Raw genomic sequence first — 17,197 nt, forward strand, 5'->3', positions numbered from 1 at the left:
TTAGCTCAGAAACTCTTGCAGGACGCGGCTGCCGAAATAGGCCAGCGTTAAGATCCCCGCGCCCGCGACATTGAACCAGACGACGCGGCGACCGCGCCAGCCTTCATGGTAGTGGCCCCACAGCAAAACGATATAGACAAACCAGGCGATGATAGAGAGCACCGCTTTGTCGATATTGTCCATGCTGAACAGGTTTTTCATAAAGAATAGCCCGGTGCACAGTGTCAGAGTCAGTAACACCACACCGACCTGAGTGATATGGAACATCTTGCGTTCAATTACCATCAGCGGCGGCATTTCACTGCTAAACGCCAGCCGTTTGTTCTTAAGCTGATAGTCAATCCACGCCAGTTGCAGGGCATACATTGCAGCAATAATTAAGGTGGCGTAGGCGAAAAGGGATAACCCAATATGCACCATCATGCCGGGCGTCGCTTCCAGATGGGTGATGTATTCATTAGGGACAAAAATAGCGAAAGCGAGGTTGATCAATGCAAAGGTGTAAACGATGGGCAACAGTAACCAGCCGCGGTTTTTAGACGCCACAATGGTCATGACGGTACAGATCATCAGACTGACCAGCGAGCCCACGTTTAATAAGCTGAGGTTTTGCCCACCGTCATCGGGAAAAATGCGTTCTTTCAGCCCAAAACCGTGGAAAATCAGGGCAATCACTGCTGAAAGAATGGCCATTCTGCGCCAGCCGCTGTTTTTTTGCAGCAAACCGGGAACGATCAGCGCGATACTGATGGAGTAGGCAACAAGAGCGATCAGGGCAAAAACGGGCATATGGGTGTCGGCAGTTGACTGAAGAAGAAAGGAAAACAGTATAGCGTCACGGGACGTTGGCTCCAACAGTTGCATCACATACAGGAGCGGGACGTTCATGTTATACTGCGGAATATTTTTGTAATGCGTCGCCCTGGCGGCCAATCGTATCACCTCAGGCGAGAGACCATGTTTGATAATTTAACCGATCGTTTGTCGCGCACCCTGCGCAATATCAGTGGCCGTGGGCGCCTCACTGAAGACAACATCAAAGATACCCTGCGCGAAGTGCGTATGGCGCTGCTGGAAGCGGACGTTGCGCTGCCGGTCGTGCGTGATTTTATCAACCGCGTGAAAGAAAAAGCGGTTGGTCATGAAGTGAATAAGAGTCTGACCCCGGGTCAGGAGTTCGTCAAAATCGTGCGCAACGAGCTGGTTGCGGCGATGGGCGAAGAGAATCAAAGCCTGAATCTCGCAGCGCAACCGCCAGCCGTCGTGCTGATGGCGGGTTTGCAGGGGGCCGGTAAAACCACCAGCGTGGGTAAACTCGGTAAGTTCCTGCGCGAAAAGCACAAGAAAAAGGTGATGGTGGTTTCCGCGGACGTTTATCGTCCGGCGGCAATCAAACAGCTGGAAACGCTGGCTGAGCAGGTTGGGGTGGAGTTCTTTCCGTCTGACGTTGCGCAAAAGCCGGTGGATATCGTTAACGCGGCGCTGAAAGAAGCGAAGCTGAAGTTCTTCGACGTACTGCTGGTGGATACCGCCGGTCGTTTACACGTTGATGAAGCGATGATGGATGAGATCAAACAGGTTCACGCGGCGATTAAACCGGTGGAAACGCTGTTTGTGGTCGATGCCATGACCGGTCAGGATGCGGCAAATACGGCGAAAGCCTTTAATGAAGCGCTGCCGCTGACGGGTGTTGTGCTGACCAAAGTCGATGGTGATGCCCGCGGTGGTGCGGCGCTGTCGATTCGTCATATCACCGGCAAACCGATCAAGTTCCTCGGCGTTGGCGAGAAGACCGAAGCGCTGGAGCCGTTCCATCCGGATCGTATTGCTTCCCGTATTCTCGGTATGGGCGATGTGCTGTCGCTGATCGAAGATATCGAGAGCAAAGTTGACCGCGCGCAGGCGGAGAAGCTGGCAAATAAACTGAAGAAAGGCGACGGTTTTGATTTGACCGATTTCCTTGAGCAGTTGCGCCAGATGAAAAATATGGGCGGTATGGCGAGCCTGATGGGCAAGCTGCCGGGCATGGGGCAAATCCCGGATAACGTTAAAGCACAGATGGATGACAAAGTGCTGGTGCGCATGGAGGCGATTATTAACTCCATGACGCTGAAAGAGCGCGCCAACCCGGACATTATCAAAGGTTCCCGTAAACGCCGCATCGCCGCAGGCTGTGGTATGCAGGTGCAGGATGTAAACCGTCTGCTCAAACAATTCGACGACATGCAGCGCATGATGAAGAAGATGAAGAAGGGCGGGATGGCGAAGATGATGCGTGGGATGAAGGGGATGATGCCGCCAGGCTTCCCCGGACGCTAATCCGGCCTGGCTTATTGGTCATTTTGGCGCCGGGGTGTGCTCGTCATCCTCACGTACTGCGTGTACGCTCCGGTGACTGCGCGCACGCCGACGTCAAACTGGCTGCAACACCGACGGCCTCAGGTCTCACAGTTTCGTAACTGTCGATTGCTTTTTAGCAAAAAATGAGTAAAATTTTCGGGCTTTTAATATGACACCGGGCTCCGTTCCTCGATGGGGCCTGGTGTTTTATTCACACAAGAGGATGTTATGGTAACTATTCGTTTAGCACGTCACGGCGCTAAAAAGCGTCCGTTCTACCAGGTTGTTGTCACCGACAGCCGTAATGCACGCAACGGTCGCTTCATTGAGCGCGTTGGTTTCTTCAACCCGATCGCTTCCGAGAAAGAAGAAGGCACCCGCCTGGATCTGGATCGTATTCAGCACTGGGTTGGCCAGGGCGCTACCGTTTCCGATCGCGTTTCCGCGCTGATCAAAGAAGCACAGAAAGCAGCTTAATCTGTCACGGTGGTCATGATGAGCAAGCAACAAACCGCATCAGTCCCTGTTGAGCCAATTATCGTTGGCAAACTGGGTTCTTCTTACGGAATTCGTGGTTGGCTCAGAGTGTTTTCCTCCACCGAAGACGCCGAAAGCATTTTTGACTATCAGCCCTGGTTTATCCAGAAAGCGGGTCAGTGGCAGTGCATTGAGCTGGAAAGCTGGCGCTATCACAATCAGGATATCGTCATCAAACTGAAAGGTGTTGATGACAGAGATGCCGCGAATCTTCTGACGAATTGTGAAATTCTCGTTGATTCCACGCAGTTGCCGGAACTGGAAGCGGGTGACTATTACTGGAAAGACCTTATGGGTTGCCAGGTAGTGACTACTGAAGGTTACAGCCTCGGTAAAGTCGTCGATATGATGGAAACCGGGTCGAATGACGTTCTCGTCATCAAGGCAAACCTGAAAGATGCATTTGGTATCAAGGAGCGGTTGGTTCCGTTCCTCGATGGGCAGGTTATCAAGAAAGTCGATCTCACTACTCAAACCATTGAAGTAGATTGGGATCCTGGTTTTTAAACCTCCGGATATACGGTAAAAGACGGCGCTATGTGGATTGGCATAATTAGCCTGTTTCCTGAAATGTTCCGCGCGATTACCGACTACGGGGTAACTGGCCGGGCAGTAAAAAATGGCCTGCTGAGCATCCAGAGCTGGAGTCCGCGTGACTTCGCGCATGACCGGCACCGTACCGTGGACGATCGTCCTTACGGCGGCGGACCGGGGATGCTAATGATGGTGAACCCTTTGCGGGACGCTATTCATGCAGCAAAAGCCGCGGCGGGTGAAGGCGCCAAAGTGATTTATCTGTCGCCTCAGGGACGCAAGCTTGATCAAGCGGGCGTAAGCGAACTGGCTACCAATCAGAAACTGATTCTGGTGTGCGGTCGCTACGAAGGGATAGATGAGCGCGTAATTCAAACCGAGATTGACGAAGAATGGTCTATCGGCGATTACGTTCTCAGCGGTGGTGAGTTACCAGCGATGACGCTGATTGACTCGGTTTCCCGGTTTATTCCGGGGGTACTGGGGCATGAGGCTTCAGCAACGGAAGATTCCTTTGCTGATGGGTTGCTGGACTGTCCACACTATACCCGACCTGAAGTGTTAGAAGGGATGGACGTACCGGCGGTGTTACTGTCGGGGAACCATGCTGAGATACGTCGCTGGCGTTTGAAACAGTCGCTGGGCCGCACCTGGCTTAGAAGACCTGAACTTCTGGAAAACCTGGCTCTGACTGAAGAGCAAGCAAGGTTGCTGGCGGAGTTCCAAAGCGAACACGCAAAACAGCAACTGCAACAGAAACATGATGGGACGGCGTCAGCCCCCAATATCAGTTTACCCAGGATAAGAGATTAAATTATGAGCAACATTATTAAGCAACTTGAACAAGAGCAGATGAAGCAGGACGTACCTTCCTTCCGTCCGGGCGATACCGTGGAAGTGAAAGTATGGGTTGTTGAAGGTTCCAAAAAACGTCTGCAGGCATTCGAGGGCGTGGTTATCGCTATTCGTAACCGCGGTCTGCACTCTGCATTCACTGTTCGTAAAATTTCCAACGGCGAAGGCGTTGAGCGTGTCTTCCAGACTCACTCTCCGGTAGTTGACAGCATTGCTGTTAAACGTCGTGGTGCTGTTCGTAAAGCTAAACTGTACTACCTGCGTGAGCGTACCGGTAAGTCTGCTCGTATTAAAGAGCGTCTTAACTAAGGATCGCTTTCGCGACATCCGAAAAGTTAGTGTAAAACAAGGGGTTGGCGTAATGCCAGCCCCTTTTTTATTGGCGATGGCGGCAGAATGGCGGCAGAGGATCGCCGGTGGCGGCACTGCATGGCAGGCAAAAAAAAGCCTGCTTGCGCAGGCTTTGAGAGGGGATGTTGCCGGTATTATCGCACGCCGTGGGGCGGTGCGGCTTCTGTCGCGCCAGGACGGACAATGTAGCGCGCCAGCGATTCGTGGGTGACGAAGGTGCAGCCGCAGTTGATGTTCTGGCACTGGTGGTAGCGTTCTTTGGTTTCGGTACTGAGATAGCGGCTCGAACGCGCATGAGCCGCTTCCTGGCATAACGGGCAATGCATCATTTTGTGATTTCTCCAGCGTGTTTATGCCAGTAATAATAAACTTTAAACTTGCAAATGCAAGTCAATAGTTGTATTTGACGCTTTGCTATTCCTGGGTTTTGAATTCATACGCTACTTTACTGACGTCGATTTCCAGCTCCAGCTTGGTGATAAACCCTTTATTATCAAGTGCGTGAGTGACTTTTTTGATGACCCATGGCGTATTGTTGATGACATCTTTAAAGCCAGACAGACGGATGGGGGTTTCCGGGGCGATATCGCCGCGCCCTTGCGCAAGCACCAGCGTAAATTTCGCCGCCGTGCGCTGAAGCTCCTTCCACGCCGCGTCGGCCGCGCGGGTCGCTTCGTCTTTCGAGGCGTACAGCGTCGGCAGAATATAGACATTCTCTGCCGAGCCGGCGGTGTAGTTCGTCGCCTCTTGCTTGCTCTCTTCTTTGCGCTTCATCTCCACTTGTTTCGTTTGCTTCTGAGGCGTTTTGGTATCCTGCCAGTGCGCAACCACGCCGCCGTACGCCGCGCGATCCGCAAGGTCAAAGGTGTGCGTATCGCCATCGCCACGGCTGATGGTTACCGGCGTAACCGCTTTGCCGTTGCGCACGCATTTGCCCGGCACCAGAAAAATCAGCGTCCCCTTTTTCACGGCGATTTCAGCACCGTTGCGGATCGCCAGCCGGGTCAGAAACCCAATGTCGCTCTCCTTCGACTGGTCGATATGCGCAATCTTAATCCCCGCCAGCTCCGCCGCAACGCTGGCTTTTAGCTTATTACGCGTGGCGATGTTTTCAACAATCGCGCCAAGCGTCGTGTCATGCCACGAGCCCTCTTTGGCGGTGTTCATCCCCTCACGAAAATCCACGCTACGCCCGGAAATCACCAGCTGGTCCGGCGTGCCACGGTGCGTCACCTGGTCGATGGTGAAACTGCCCATATCGGTCGGATTCTCGCCCTGGCGACCCAGACTGACGCCCACCACCGCGCTGCGCGCCGGCACGGCAATATTCCCGTCAGCATCATCCAGCGTCAGCGTCAGCGTATCGGCTTCGAAACCGCGATTGTCCGTCACGGTCAGTGAAATCAGGCGCCCGGCGATGTTTTGGGTGATGTCTTTGTCGACCTCCGTTGCGGCCTGGTCGTCACTTGCGGGTTTGGCGAGCAGCTTCAGCGCATAGAGGGGCGTATCCGCCTGCGTCAGATCATTTGCCAGTGCATCAATCATACGAGGGTACCCAGTTTTTTACTGGCAGCCTCAAGCAACTCGCTGCCTTTGGTTTGCAGATTTTTCGCCAGCGTAATCAACGACTCATCAACCCGGGTGAGTTGCAGCGTGAAGTTGATTTTGCGCGGCGAGCCGTCGCTGTAGAACTCGGAGCCGTTCTCTTTGACGTTGCTTATCACATACCAGCCGTAAATCATTCCCGTGCCATCGATAAGCGGCCACTGTTTGCCCTGCTCGGCCATCAGGCGCACCGCCGCCAGCGACAGCACGCCGCCAGTCAGCTCCGGGAAGAGATCGCCGGTGATTTCCACCGTATCTTCTCCCGGGCCGATGAACTGATAGGCCGCGCGTTTGCCGACGCGCGGGTTGCTGCTCCAGGTAAACGCGGAGGTGCGGTTCATGTTCTGGAACGGCAGCGTTTGCCGCATAAAGACGAAAAATCCCAGCGCCAGCATCATAATGAGTAGCCTCCTGACAGAGTGAAGTGGGAATAGGCGTTGTTGCGGCGGTTGTCGGCTTCCTGGCGGAGCAGGTTCTGCAACTGGCGCTCATTGTCGCTGCCGGGGGAAATATCGCCCGTCAACGTGACGTTATATTCTGTTTTGCTCTGGTCGACGTACGAATTACCGCCAGCGGGTTTGGCTGCCTGGTAGTTGTTGAATCCTGGCATTGTGCTGGTTGGCTGGATGTATCCAATCGCGCCGCCTGCCGCCGTTGCGTCCACCGGTTTGGGGATCTCAATCGCCGGTTGCTTGTTTACGATGCCGAGTTTCTCCAGCAGCCAGCCGACGCCTTCCATCAACAATTTCAGCGGTTTAAAGGGTAAAGTCAGCGCCTCAAACAGCACCTGACCAAACAGCTTCCCGGCGTTACCGCAGCTTTCAAGTGTTTGCTGGCTGAAGGCGATAGGGGCAATCAGATCGCTGAACAGGTTCTTAACGGCCGAAAGCGCGCTGCCAATGGCGTCGAAAACAGGCTGAAAAGGCACGAACAGTTCGGCAAGCGGGGCAAAGCCAGCTTTGATACCTTCGACCACGCCGCCAAAGAAGGCGCTAATCGGTTCCCAGTAGGCGTAGATGGCCACCGCAGCGGCGGCAACTGCAGCGATAATGCCGACGATGGGCAGAGTGAGCGAGCCAAGTACCGTCAGAATGCCGCCGCACACGGTGGTAAAGACGCTACCAAAGGTGGTGGCGATGGTGATAAGCGTACTGATGCCCGTAAAGACGGGCGCAATCACGCTGGCCACGGTGCCAATTGCGCCGGCGACGCCAACCACCACGGTGGCGATCATCCCGAAGGTTTGCACCAGCCCCTGATTGTTCTGTACCCACAGTTGCAGCTGGCCCAGATACTGGGTCGCGGTTTGCACCAGCTGGCGTAAAGAGGATTCCTGGGTGCTGAAAATATCCACGCTCAGCGACTGATACGCCGCTTGCAGTGCCTGTAAATCGGTGCCGAGATTGCCGCCGTTTTGCGCGGTCGCCACGCTCGCACCGGGGCTGGCAGGGCTGGCGGCCGGGGACGCTTTCAGCGACGCTTCGTAGCCCGGTTGCATCAGTTTTTTACCGAGGTTAACCCCGGTGGTGGCCACCGACATGCCGGTTTTGCCGACGGCGGAGAGGTTTCCGGCAATGCCCAGAATGGATTGCTGTCCCGCCTTGATTTTCGCCATGCGGTTTTGCCGGTTCTCCTGCGCCAGCGCGTCGCGCTGCGTCGTCAGTTGGCCGGTATTGTCATTGATGCTGTTTTGCAGACGCTGCCGCGCGCTTGCGGGTGCGCGGGTGCTGATGCCTGCCTGGCTCAGTACCTGACGCTGGTTTTTCACCGACTGGCGCAGGTCATCATGCTGTTGTTGCAGGGCGCTGACGCGGCTGCGGGCTTTCTCCAGCGCGCTAATTTGCGTGCGGGTCGGCGCGTCCACTTTTTTCAGCTCAGACGCCAGCGCGCGCGTGCTCTCTTTGGCGACGTTCAGCTCCTGGCTGACGGCCGTCAACGCGCTTTGCGTTCGGGTAAAACCGTCGATTTGCGCTACCTGGCTGTACAGGCCGCGTAAGGTGGTCTGCGTCTCTTTAACCTGGTCAGACAGCGACACATTCGCTGCCTGTAAGGTTTTAAACGGGCGCGTCGCCTGATCAACAGCCGTGAGCAAGTCTTCTATTTTTACGCTGTTACTCATGTGTGTTTCCGCTTCGCTGCAGCGCTTTTTCGCGCCATGTGATGAGTTCGCTCAGGCTCAGGGGATAGAGCTCTGACGGCGGCCAGTGGAAAATCACCGCGATATCCGCCATCAGATCGTCAACCGACAGGTTCGCCGGAAAGCTTACCGTGCCGAAGCCGGTGACAAAAAACCAACCACCTTGCCGGCCAGCGCCACCATATCCACCAGGTCCAGCGCGCTCACTTCCTGCTCGGTAAGCGAAGGCGAGGTAATGCGCGGCAACACTTTGATCAGCGCATCCACTTCCGCATTCGCCACTGCCGCCAGGCTTACGCCACGCAGCGTACCGGCGTTCGGCTTCATCAGGGTAATAACAGTAATGCTCTGTTCGCCGCGTTTGATCGGGTTTTCCAGGGTGATGACGTGGTCAGTTTCGTTGCTCATGAGTTCCTCGTGATTCCATTAGCGGGGGAAGAACCGGTCAGCGAGGCTGACCGGGGTGCGCATTACAGGCCGATATTGCGGCGGTGCTGCTCGAGGCGGTCTACGCCGTTGACTTTTTCGATCATGTTAACGGTGTCGATTTCCACCAGTTCCGCGCCATCCATCGTCAGTTTGAAATAGGTGCAAACGACGGAGATTTTGGATTCGGTGTCTTCGCCCACTTTGTTTTCGCCCGTGTCGATCTCTTTCTGGCGACCACGCATGACCACTTCGACTGCCACTGTTTCACCGGTGTCGTCGCGCTGGTAGGAGCCGGCGAAACGCACAGGGACGGCGTCTGCGCTGGTTGCGCCATACAGTTCCCAGATAGCCGCATCCGGGAAGCCGCCCAGCGTCCACTCCATCGACATGGCGTCGTCATCCAGACCCATATCGACAGGCGCGACACCGCTCATGCCTGCACCGCGGTAGTTTTCCAGCTTGCGGGTCAGTTTCGGCAGCGTGATGGATTTTGCGATCCCCTGATAGCTGTAGCCATTGAGGAACACGTTCATGTATTTCAGTTTTCGCGGCATTGCCATTTATCAGGTTCCTTAATTGCTGTTGACCGAGGAGACCAGATTCACCAGGTACTTATCGGTGATGCGCTGGCGTAAGGTCAGGTTTTCCAGTGGCGGCACCGGCGTATAGTCGTAATCGATATACAGTTTCCCGGCTTTCAGGGTGACGGCGTCGTTGGCGGTTTCGTCGAACCAGCAGGTGGCATCCACGATGTAACCGTTGCTTTTCAGCTCGCGGAACTTCGCATTAATGCCTTCGATGATGTCGCGGATAAGCGTCGCGGTGATCGGTTTGTCCACCGCCCACATATGCGCATCGGCCATGGTGTCGGCGATAACCTGCGCGGTGCGGGTGTAGTTTTCAAACAGGAACAGCGGGTCGTCAGAGCAGGTGCGGTTGCCCCAGAAGCGGAAACCGTCTTTGCGGATAAGCGTGGTCACGCCAGCCGCGTTGAGCAGATCCGCGTCGGTACCGGACTCCTGCAAATCCCAGAATACCGGGGTGCTGATGCCGGTCACGCCGTTAACGCCGACGTTGGACAGGGTTTTGTGCCAGCCGACGGACTGGTCGATGTAAGCACGCAGACCCAGCGCGCGGGCAGTGGCGTAGGCGGTGGAAGTCGCGTTCGCGACGGTATCCCAGGCGAGGAAGTCCGGCCAGATCACCATCAGCTCACGCTGGCTGAAGTTTTCGCGATACTTCATTGCATCGGAAAGGGTTTTGCAGCCCCAGGCGCTGACATAGCCGAAGGCGCGCAGTTTCTGGCAGACAGAGGCCAGTGCCGTGGCGACTTCCTGGGTGTCATAACCCGGTACGCCAAGAATACGCGGTTTCACGCCGGTTACCGCTTCAGCGGTCAGCAGCGCTTTCAGGCCGGTGTATTTACCGTTTGCATCGGTAGTGCCGATGATATTGGAAATGGTCTGTGCCTGCGCGGTGTCGCCTGTGCCTTCCGCAACGCGCACCACTACGATGACCGGCTTCGCCTGGTCAGCAATGGCTTGCAGAGAAGAGGCCAGCGTACCTTTGACGCCCGCTTTCGCAATGGCGCTCTGCACACTGGTGATCAGCACTGGTTCATTAAGGGGGAACATCTCAGCGTCTGCATCGCTGGCGGTACATACCATGCCAACAATGGCCGTTGAGACAGTGGAAATGACGCGTGTGCCGTCGTTGATTTCGACGACCTGGACGCCATGATGATAGTCACTCATCCGTTTAACTCCGTGGTTTTGGGGTGAGTGCTATTCTCCAGGGCGGCGAGGCAGGGCGCTATTTATCGGCGTTGGGGCGGTGCTGAAACAACAGTGACGGGCAAAAAAAACGGGCCGCAGCCCGTTATCGTGTGTAAATAAACCTGCATTAAAACCCGATGCCGAGAATATCCACGCCATTGCCTGCTCCAGTATAGGAGCGGATGGTCACGGTTGTCAGAGAACGGGCCGTGACAAACACCGGAGAGGTGATATCGCTAAATGGTCCAGCGCCTTCGTTAAACGTGACCTGGGCGGACAGACAGGCTGCCTGGAAGGGGATTGGCCAGCTGATCACAGAATCTGTACCGTTGGTTACGTTTGTGACACCGGAAACCCATTGAATAATGAGGTCTCTTTTCGTGCCAAGGATAATCCCCGGTATTTTGAAATAACCCGGATTAGACACTACGCCGGTTGCCGTACCGGCCTGCACGATGTTGCTGAGATTGAGGTTCTTGTGAACACTGCTTACCAGACCAGCATTCGCCATTTCCTGTAATGCATTGGCGATGAGTGGGTATTGCGTGTGTGGGTTAGCCGCTTTAACGTGATTATCCAGCAGGTCGTCGGCGTATTTGCGGGTGGAGAGCGCGACGGTCGGATCCATTTTTAAGGTTATCGACTGAGTATTGGAAATCGTCAGCACCATGCGGATGGTTTGCGTGCGACCGCTGCCCTCATCCAGTTGCGGTTTATAGGTTTCCGGGCAGTTTGCCACGGCCACCAGTACCCCGGCGTCGTCGTACAGGCCCATTTCGCGGATCCAGAAACCGCCTTCATTTTCCGGAATAATTTGCTCTGCAATAATCTGGTTACTGTTGATGCTATCAATCATCAGCACATTCAATGCGCCGATGCGTTTCTGGTTCACCAGACTGGTTTGCGTGGCGTTCGGCGAGGGCAGCGCACCGTTGCCGTCGCCCACTGCCATCCGGGTGATGTTGAGCCGGGTGCCTTGCGCCGTGGCGGCCGCCAGCTTCGCCGCCCCCTGATTGGTCAGAATGGCATAATATTTCGCAGTCATGCGTTCACTCTCAGTTATCGGATAAGTAAACGACATTGTCCGGTGCGGATGCGGGAAGGGGCTATCGGTCGGGGTTGGCTGCGGCCTGGTACAACCCAGGTGAAAAAAACGGGCCGAAGCCCGTTGCGTGTTATTCCGGTTGTGCAGGCCAGTTGATATCCGGTGCCTGCGCGCTATCAATTGCCTGCACGGCATCAATATAATCCATCCAGGCGATCAGCCGCGCTTTATTGGCCTCGCTGAGTCTGCCCAACTGCAGCGCCGTCTGCCACAGGCTGATGGTGTTCTTCGCCGCATTCAGCAACTGCGTTTTTTTCTGCTCTGCGCTGGCAATTTGCGCGTCATGTTGTGCGGTACTGTCGGTTACCCAGGTGCTGCCGTTCCACTTATCGTACGGCGTTGCCGGGGCAAGCGTGGTGACGTTCGCCGGGTAATCACCCAGTGTGGTGACAGACGTTTCTACACCGCTTTCGAGGTCATAAACGGTTTCGCCACGATGATCGGCAACATACAGCCAACTGCGGGCATCTGCCGCGCAGCACACCGCAAAACCGTTTTTCGCCGCCAGCGGCGCTTCCACGGTCGAATTGCCTGGGATACCGACGCCAACCGCCAGGTATTCGACAGAGGTGGATAAATATTCGCGGGTATCGCCGCTAAAGTTATAGACAGTGATTTCCCCGGCAGCGGTGGCAATCAGGTTCTGGTTCAGTGTTGCTTGCGACATTATTGAGCCCTCACGATGTAGTTAAATGCAATGTTGTATGGACGTGTTTCGACGCCGCCAGTGTTTTCCATCCGGATATAGGTGTGGCAGCGATTACCCACATTATTGGTCACGTCGGTGCCTTCGTTATTTTCATCGGTATACGCAATAATCTGTATCGTCGGGGTACCGTATTCGTTAATAAAACGGTGATTGTGTGCCCGCAACTGGTCGGCCTGTGCGGAGAGCAATACGCGGCCGCTGTCCAGACCTTTTCCCGAATCCCAGCCGCGAATAAATTGCCCACGCAGATCGGGCAGTACCCCCGATGGATACGCCACGGCAAGTTTTGGCAACTGCGTTTTATCAAAAGCGGCACCGTTGCAAATCAGCCAACCGCCAGGTGCAGCAGCCTGCGGCCAGGCGACAGGCGCACCCACAGGAAGAATGCCGTCATAATCGGCGATAACATCGCGCACATATTTGGTGTTGGCGATTTGCTGCCCGTAGTTGCCGATATGGGTATCGGGCACGGTCGGGGTACCGATGAATACCGGGCTGGCCAGCGGTGCGTACTGGGCGTGCGGGTTGCTGGCGGCAACATGGTTGTTCATCAGATCGTCGGCATACTGGCGGGTAGCCAGCACCACCGACGGGTCGATTTTGAGCGTGACCGCCGCCGTTGACGATACCACCACTACCATGCGAATCGTCTGCGTACGCCCACTGCCTTCCTGCATCTGCGGTTTATAGGTTTCCGGGCAGTTGGCAATGGCAATCAGCACGCCGTCGTCGTCATACAGGCCAATTTCACGGATCCAGTAACCGCCTTCGGTTTCCGGAATCACCTGTTCGGCAATAATCTGGTTGGTGTTTTTGGGGTCAACAGAAAGCCGGTTCAGCGGCGCAATACGTTTTTGGTTAATCAGTTTCGTTTGCGAAGCATCGGGGGTAGGCAACACGCCGTTGGCATCGCCAATTGCCATCTGCGTAAGATTGAGTTTTGTGCCGAGCGCCGTTGCGTTCGCCAGCTTCGCTGCACCCTGACTGGTCAGAATGGCAAAATATTTTGCGGACATGCGTTAACTCTCTGGTTGTTTGTGGATGAATGAAACATCGCTGTTAAGACAGGCGTTATTTTCCGTTCAGCCACAGACGAACACCATTTAACGGGGTTTATTACAGGCTGACACAACGACAAGGGATAAAAAAAAGCGCCAGATGGCGCGGATAGAGGATCCTGAAAAGTAAAACAACCAGAGAGGGGGAACGCAGCACCACCCGGTAGTGCCGGTGGCGCCGTGTTTAACCGAACGGCAATAAGGGCGTTATGCCGCCCGGACGATATAGTTAAAAGCGATGTTGCGCGGGCGGTTTTCCGCCGCGGTAGGTACTGCAAGCGAGGCGTTGAACCCGATGCCATAGCCGTTGCTTTGTTGCGGCGAAGACCCCCCGCCATGCACAAAACCATTCATTCCACTCAAAGCCCCTTTGGCATCCTGCTCGTACCCGTAGGGAGCAACAGCGGGAATACTACCCGTGATATTGCGAATGGCATCTCCCTGTGCGCTTAACAGTACCCGGTCGGTATCCACCTTGCGCCCGTTATCCCAGCCGCGGATAAACTCACCGCGCAAGTCCGGCAACACGCCAGACGGGTACACCGCTGCCAGCCCTGGCCAGGCTGCTTTATCAAACGTCGCGCCATTGCACAGCATCCAGCCGCCAGGCGGTATCGCCGCAGGGTAAGGCACCGGCACGCCAATCGGCGTGTAGTAGGCGATATCAGCCACTTTCACGTATTGCGGATGCGGGTTAGCGGCAGCCAGGTGATTCGCCAGCAGGCCGTCTGCATAGGCTTTGACCTCAATGACTTTATCATCCACATATTTCCGCGTGGCCAGCACCACCGCCGGGTCAATGGTCAGCGTCACCGACGATGGCGACGACACCGCCAACAACATGCGCACGATTTGTGTGCGCCCGCTGCCTTCCTGCATCTGCGGTTTATAGGTCTCCGGGCAGTTCGCCACGGCAACCAGCGTGCCCTCATCGTCATACAGACCGATTTCGCGGATCCAGAAACCGCCTTCGGTTTCCGGGATCACCTGTTCGGCAATAATCTGGCTGGCATTACCGGGATCGAGGGTCAGCGTATTCAGCGGCGCAATGCGTTTCTGGTTAATCAATGCGGTTTGCGTGGCATCCGGCGTGGGTAATGCGCCATTGGCATCGCCGACCGCCATTTGCGTCAGTTTGAGCTGGCGGCCAAGGGCGGTGGCGTTCGTCAGCTTCGCCGCCCCCTGGTTGGTCAGAATGGCAAAATATTTGGTGGTCATGGGTTAACTCTCAGGTCATCAATCAAATGAACAGCGGAAGCCGGGAAGCTCTCACCGCCAACAACAATCTCTTCCGGCGCGTAGGGGTAAACCGTCAGCTCTTCACCGAGATAGCAGCCGGCGCCAACATAAAACTCACCCTGCGTACTCAGGCTGATATTCAGGCTGGTGAGATGGCGGCTCGCCGGTTTCGCGTCATCAATCAGCCGCTCCAGCTCCTCGTACATCGCCTCGGTGATGCCGTTATCCTGCACGCCAATCACCAGCTTAAAGGTGCCGGGCTCGGCGTTGTCCTGCCACCACTCGCGCAGCTCAATCAGAAAACCGAGCGGTTCAACAACGCGGTGCAGGGCGCTGAGCGTGCCCTTGTGCTGATGAACATAAAAAGAGGCGGCGATCACGTTGCGTTTGGTGGCTTCCGGCCAGGTGTAATCCCAGCGATCGACGGAGAGCGCCCACGCCAGGTAAGGCAGCAGCTCCGCCGGGCATTTTTGCGGGTCCCACAAGGTGCGCAGCGGCACCGGCACACGTTCGATTTGTGCCGCCGCCGTGGTTGCCGCTACCTCAAGTCCTGAGGAGCCAACCGGTAACAGGCGGTCATCATTCATCGGTACCTCCGGCCTGAATGCTCCACGCGGTGCAGTACGACGCCTGGTGTTTGTCGAGCACCAGATCGCTTTGCGGGGCGCTCAGTTCTACACGCTGCACGCCTTCAACATGCAGGGCGGCATAAATCGCCGACTGGCGAATGTCGCGGCCAAGTCGGCGCTGCGCGTTGATATAGGCTTTCAGTTGCGCTTCGGCGGCCTGGCGAATCGGTTCGGATTCCGGTCCAGGGTAGAAATAGAGCGTGGCGTTAATCTGGTACGGTACAATCTGTGCGCTTTGCACCGTCACGCGATCCCCCACCGGGCGCACATCTTCCGCGTTAAGGGCGTTATTGACGATGGCGACCAGCTCATCGCTGGCGCTGCCATCGCCTTCACGGGAGAGCACCGACACGGTGATATACGCCGGGTTCGGGCTGATCACGGAGATATCCGCCACCCGCCCGTCGGCGCTGCGCCCGTGGTATTCATACGCGCCCACCGGCCCGGCGACGCTCAACCCTTCAAACGCCTGCTGCGCGCGCAGACGCAGATCCTTATCGGACTCCATCACGGCGGCGGTTGGCGGAAGGGTGCTGTTATCCGCCGGGGTGATGGTCAGACGCGCGGTGTTGCTGTTGGCGGCAACCACATCGAGGTCATTCCCGGCAGCGTAGGCCAGCATCACCGCCCGTGCGGCTTCGTTGACGCGCTGGCGCCACATCACCTCGCGGTAGGCGTTCTCTTCAAGAAACTTGGTCAGCGGCTCAGATTCCAGCGCCAGCGTGCGGGCGATTGCCTCTTGCTCATCCGTCGGAAACAGGGAAATCAGCGTCGCTTTACGGTCGTCGAGGATAGTTTCGTAATTCAGCTCCTCGACCACGTCCGGCGCAGGAAGCTGGCTCAGATCGATAATCGGCATGGTTTTAACTCACAGGAAGGGTTAACGAAAGGGATTCACCGGTGCTGGCAAGCTGGCCGGTCAGGTTGACGATCATTTTGCCGTCGAACTGGCGCTCAACGGTCACCGCGCTGACGCTGATGCGCGGTTCCCATTTCAGCAGCGCCATATAGCACGCCGCCTGAATTTGCAGCGCCAGCGCCGGGGTTTGCGGCTGGTCGATCATCTCAAACAATTGCGAGCCGTAATCGCGGCGCATCACCCGCGAGCCAATCGGCGTACGCAGGATGTCGCTGATGCTCTGGCGGATATGCGCGGTGTCGGTCAGGCTTGCGCCGGTGGTGCGGTTTAACCCGCTGTAACGAACTGTCATAGAGGCGCTCCTGTTGTGCCGCCGCTGTCGCCGGGGTGTTGATGGGTGTGCAGCACTTTGCCGTTGGACGACAGCGAACCGCCGCTGTGCTCGATATTGCCGCGCATCGTGCCGCCGCTTTTGACCTCCAGCGTGCCGGTGATGAGCTTGTTGGTGCAGACCACTTCCGGGGTATCCAGCGTGACGCGGGTGGAAGCCTTCACTAACACTTCCGGCACGCTGGCGGTAATGGATTGTGAGGCGCTGATATCGGCGGTTTTGATGCCGCTGACTTTCAGGGCGCTGGTTTGGGGTTCGTACTCCAGCACCGCGCCATCCGGGAAGGCAACGTGCCAGGCATCCGCCGATGCTGACGGTGCCGGGCGATCGTCGGAATAGATCCCGGGCAGAACAAATGCGGTGTCGAGTTCGCCACCGACCGCCAGCACTAACACTTGCTCGCCGACGGAAGGCGCCCACCACGTACGTGATTGACCGGCGCGGTGGGTTAACCACTGCAGCCACTGAGTAACAAGGCCGCCTGTCTGCACACGACAACGCCCGGTGTTAAGGTCGGTTTCGACGATAATCCCGGTACGGATCATATTGCGCAGCGCGCGGGCCATTTCCTGGAGCGAGAGTTGTGTATTCATACGCGAAATGATGCTATGCGCCCCCGGCTTTGGAAAACGGACAACGCTGTC

22 protein-coding genes are annotated in these 17,197 nt (G+C 56.3%); 5 read left to right on the forward strand and 17 right to left on the reverse strand.

Features of this window, described 5'->3' with window-relative positions; all coding sequences use genetic code 11:
- Window positions 1-789, reverse strand: coding sequence for an inner membrane protein YpjD (locus tag N7922_RS06110; protein WP_061499811.1), 789 nt, complete (start codon window positions 787-789; stop codon window positions 1-3).
- A 168-nt stretch (window positions 790-957) separates the two neighbouring features.
- On the opposite strand from N7922_RS06110, the gene ffh reads away from it, so the two are divergent.
- The 5 genes from ffh to rplS all read left to right on the forward strand — a co-directional run bounded on the left by ffh (window position 958) and on the right by rplS (window position 4,575).
- Window positions 958-2,319 (forward strand): signal recognition particle protein, encoded by a 1,362-nt coding sequence (gene ffh, locus N7922_RS06115; protein ID WP_263099706.1) that lies wholly within the window; start codon window positions 958-960, stop codon window positions 2,317-2,319.
- A 249-nt stretch (window positions 2,320-2,568) separates the two neighbouring features.
- Window positions 2,569-2,817, forward strand: a complete 249-nt coding sequence (rpsP, locus tag N7922_RS06120) for a 30S ribosomal protein S16 (protein ID WP_007370708.1) — start codon at window positions 2,569-2,571, stop codon at window positions 2,815-2,817.
- Window positions 2,818-2,835: 18 nt separating this feature from the next.
- A complete protein-coding gene (rimM, locus tag N7922_RS06125) occupies window positions 2,836-3,384 on the forward strand; it encodes a ribosome maturation factor RimM (protein ID WP_263100846.1) in 549 nt (182 codons plus the stop codon).
- Window positions 3,385-3,414: 30 nt separating this feature from the next.
- On the forward strand, window positions 3,415-4,224 hold the full coding sequence (gene trmD, locus N7922_RS06130; RefSeq protein ID WP_263099707.1) for a tRNA (guanosine(37)-N1)-methyltransferase TrmD: 810 nt from the start codon (window positions 3,415-3,417) through the stop codon (window positions 4,222-4,224).
- A 3-nt stretch (window positions 4,225-4,227) separates the two neighbouring features.
- The gene (gene rplS / locus N7922_RS06135; RefSeq protein WP_002914145.1) at window positions 4,228-4,575 is read left to right on the forward strand and encodes a 50S ribosomal protein L19; all 348 of its coding nucleotides are present in this window, start codon (window positions 4,228-4,230) and stop codon (window positions 4,573-4,575) included.
- A gap of 176 nt (window positions 4,576-4,751) precedes the next feature.
- Here the strand turns inward: rplS and N7922_RS06140 are convergent, their stop codons facing one another.
- The 16 genes from N7922_RS06140 to N7922_RS06215 form a co-directional block, all read right to left on the reverse strand.
- Window positions 4,752-4,946 (reverse strand): DNA-binding transcriptional regulator, encoded by a 195-nt coding sequence (locus tag N7922_RS06140; RefSeq protein WP_263099708.1) that lies wholly within the window; start codon window positions 4,944-4,946, stop codon window positions 4,752-4,754.
- An 85-nt stretch (window positions 4,947-5,031) separates the two neighbouring features.
- Window positions 5,032-6,162 (reverse strand): contractile injection system protein, VgrG/Pvc8 family, encoded by a 1,131-nt coding sequence (locus N7922_RS06145; RefSeq protein WP_263099709.1) that lies wholly within the window; start codon window positions 6,160-6,162, stop codon window positions 5,032-5,034.
- Window positions 6,159-6,620 carry a phage tail protein gene (locus tag N7922_RS06150; RefSeq protein ID WP_263099710.1) on the reverse strand — a complete coding sequence of 154 codons (462 nt, stop codon included), beginning with the start codon at window positions 6,618-6,620 and terminating at the stop codon, window positions 6,159-6,161. The genes N7922_RS06145 and N7922_RS06150 overlap by 4 nt, the downstream gene beginning before the upstream one ends.
- Complete coding sequence (locus N7922_RS06155; protein WP_263099711.1) at window positions 6,617-8,341, reverse strand: phage tail tape measure protein; 1,725 nt, start codon at window positions 8,339-8,341, stop codon at window positions 6,617-6,619. Before N7922_RS06155 ends, N7922_RS06150 begins: the two co-directional genes overlap by 4 nt.
- A complete protein-coding gene (locus tag N7922_RS06160) occupies window positions 8,334-8,453 on the reverse strand; it encodes a GpE family phage tail protein (RefSeq protein WP_061493592.1) in 120 nt (39 codons plus the stop codon). The genes N7922_RS06155 and N7922_RS06160 overlap by 8 nt, the downstream gene beginning before the upstream one ends.
- A gap of 32 nt (window positions 8,454-8,485) precedes the next feature.
- On the reverse strand, window positions 8,486-8,767 hold the full coding sequence (locus tag N7922_RS06165) for a phage tail assembly protein (RefSeq protein WP_263099712.1): 282 nt from the start codon (window positions 8,765-8,767) through the stop codon (window positions 8,486-8,488).
- Between the two features lie 62 nt (window positions 8,768-8,829).
- Entirely contained in the window at window positions 8,830-9,348 is a 519-nt protein-coding gene (locus tag N7922_RS06170) for a phage major tail tube protein (RefSeq protein ID WP_263099713.1), read from the reverse strand.
- 12 nt (window positions 9,349-9,360) lie between these two features.
- A complete protein-coding gene (locus tag N7922_RS06175) occupies window positions 9,361-10,542 on the reverse strand; it encodes a phage tail sheath protein (protein WP_263099714.1) in 1,182 nt (393 codons plus the stop codon).
- Between the two features lie 148 nt (window positions 10,543-10,690).
- Window positions 10,691-11,608, reverse strand: coding sequence for a phage tail protein (locus tag N7922_RS06180; protein WP_263099715.1), 918 nt, complete (start codon window positions 11,606-11,608; stop codon window positions 10,691-10,693).
- A gap of 130 nt (window positions 11,609-11,738) precedes the next feature.
- Window positions 11,739-12,335 (reverse strand): tail fiber assembly protein, encoded by a 597-nt coding sequence (locus tag N7922_RS06185; protein WP_263099716.1) that lies wholly within the window; start codon window positions 12,333-12,335, stop codon window positions 11,739-11,741.
- The gene (locus N7922_RS06190; RefSeq protein WP_263099717.1) at window positions 12,335-13,393 is read right to left on the reverse strand and encodes a phage tail protein; all 1,059 of its coding nucleotides are present in this window, start codon (window positions 13,391-13,393) and stop codon (window positions 12,335-12,337) included. Before N7922_RS06190 ends, N7922_RS06185 begins: the two co-directional genes overlap by 1 nt.
- 249 nt (window positions 13,394-13,642) lie before the next feature.
- Window positions 13,643-14,653 (reverse strand): phage tail protein, encoded by a 1,011-nt coding sequence (locus N7922_RS06195; protein WP_263099718.1) that lies wholly within the window; start codon window positions 14,651-14,653, stop codon window positions 13,643-13,645.
- Entirely contained in the window at window positions 14,650-15,261 is a 612-nt protein-coding gene (locus N7922_RS06200) for a phage tail protein I (RefSeq protein ID WP_263099719.1), read from the reverse strand. Before N7922_RS06200 ends, N7922_RS06195 begins: the two co-directional genes overlap by 4 nt.
- Complete coding sequence (locus N7922_RS06205) at window positions 15,254-16,162, reverse strand: baseplate assembly protein (protein ID WP_263099720.1); 909 nt, start codon at window positions 16,160-16,162, stop codon at window positions 15,254-15,256. The genes N7922_RS06200 and N7922_RS06205 overlap by 8 nt, the downstream gene beginning before the upstream one ends.
- A gap of 4 nt (window positions 16,163-16,166) precedes the next feature.
- Complete coding sequence (locus N7922_RS06210) at window positions 16,167-16,514, reverse strand: GPW/gp25 family protein (protein ID WP_263099721.1); 348 nt, start codon at window positions 16,512-16,514, stop codon at window positions 16,167-16,169.
- Entirely contained in the window at window positions 16,511-17,146 is a 636-nt protein-coding gene (locus N7922_RS06215) for a phage baseplate assembly protein V (RefSeq protein ID WP_263099722.1), read from the reverse strand. The genes N7922_RS06210 and N7922_RS06215 overlap by 4 nt, the downstream gene beginning before the upstream one ends.
- Window positions 17,147-17,197 lie beyond the last annotated feature (51 nt).

Origin of the sequence: Kosakonia sp. ML.JS2a, assembly GCF_025642095.1 — a bacterium.
Classification (GTDB): Bacteria; Pseudomonadota; Gammaproteobacteria; order Enterobacterales; family Enterobacteriaceae.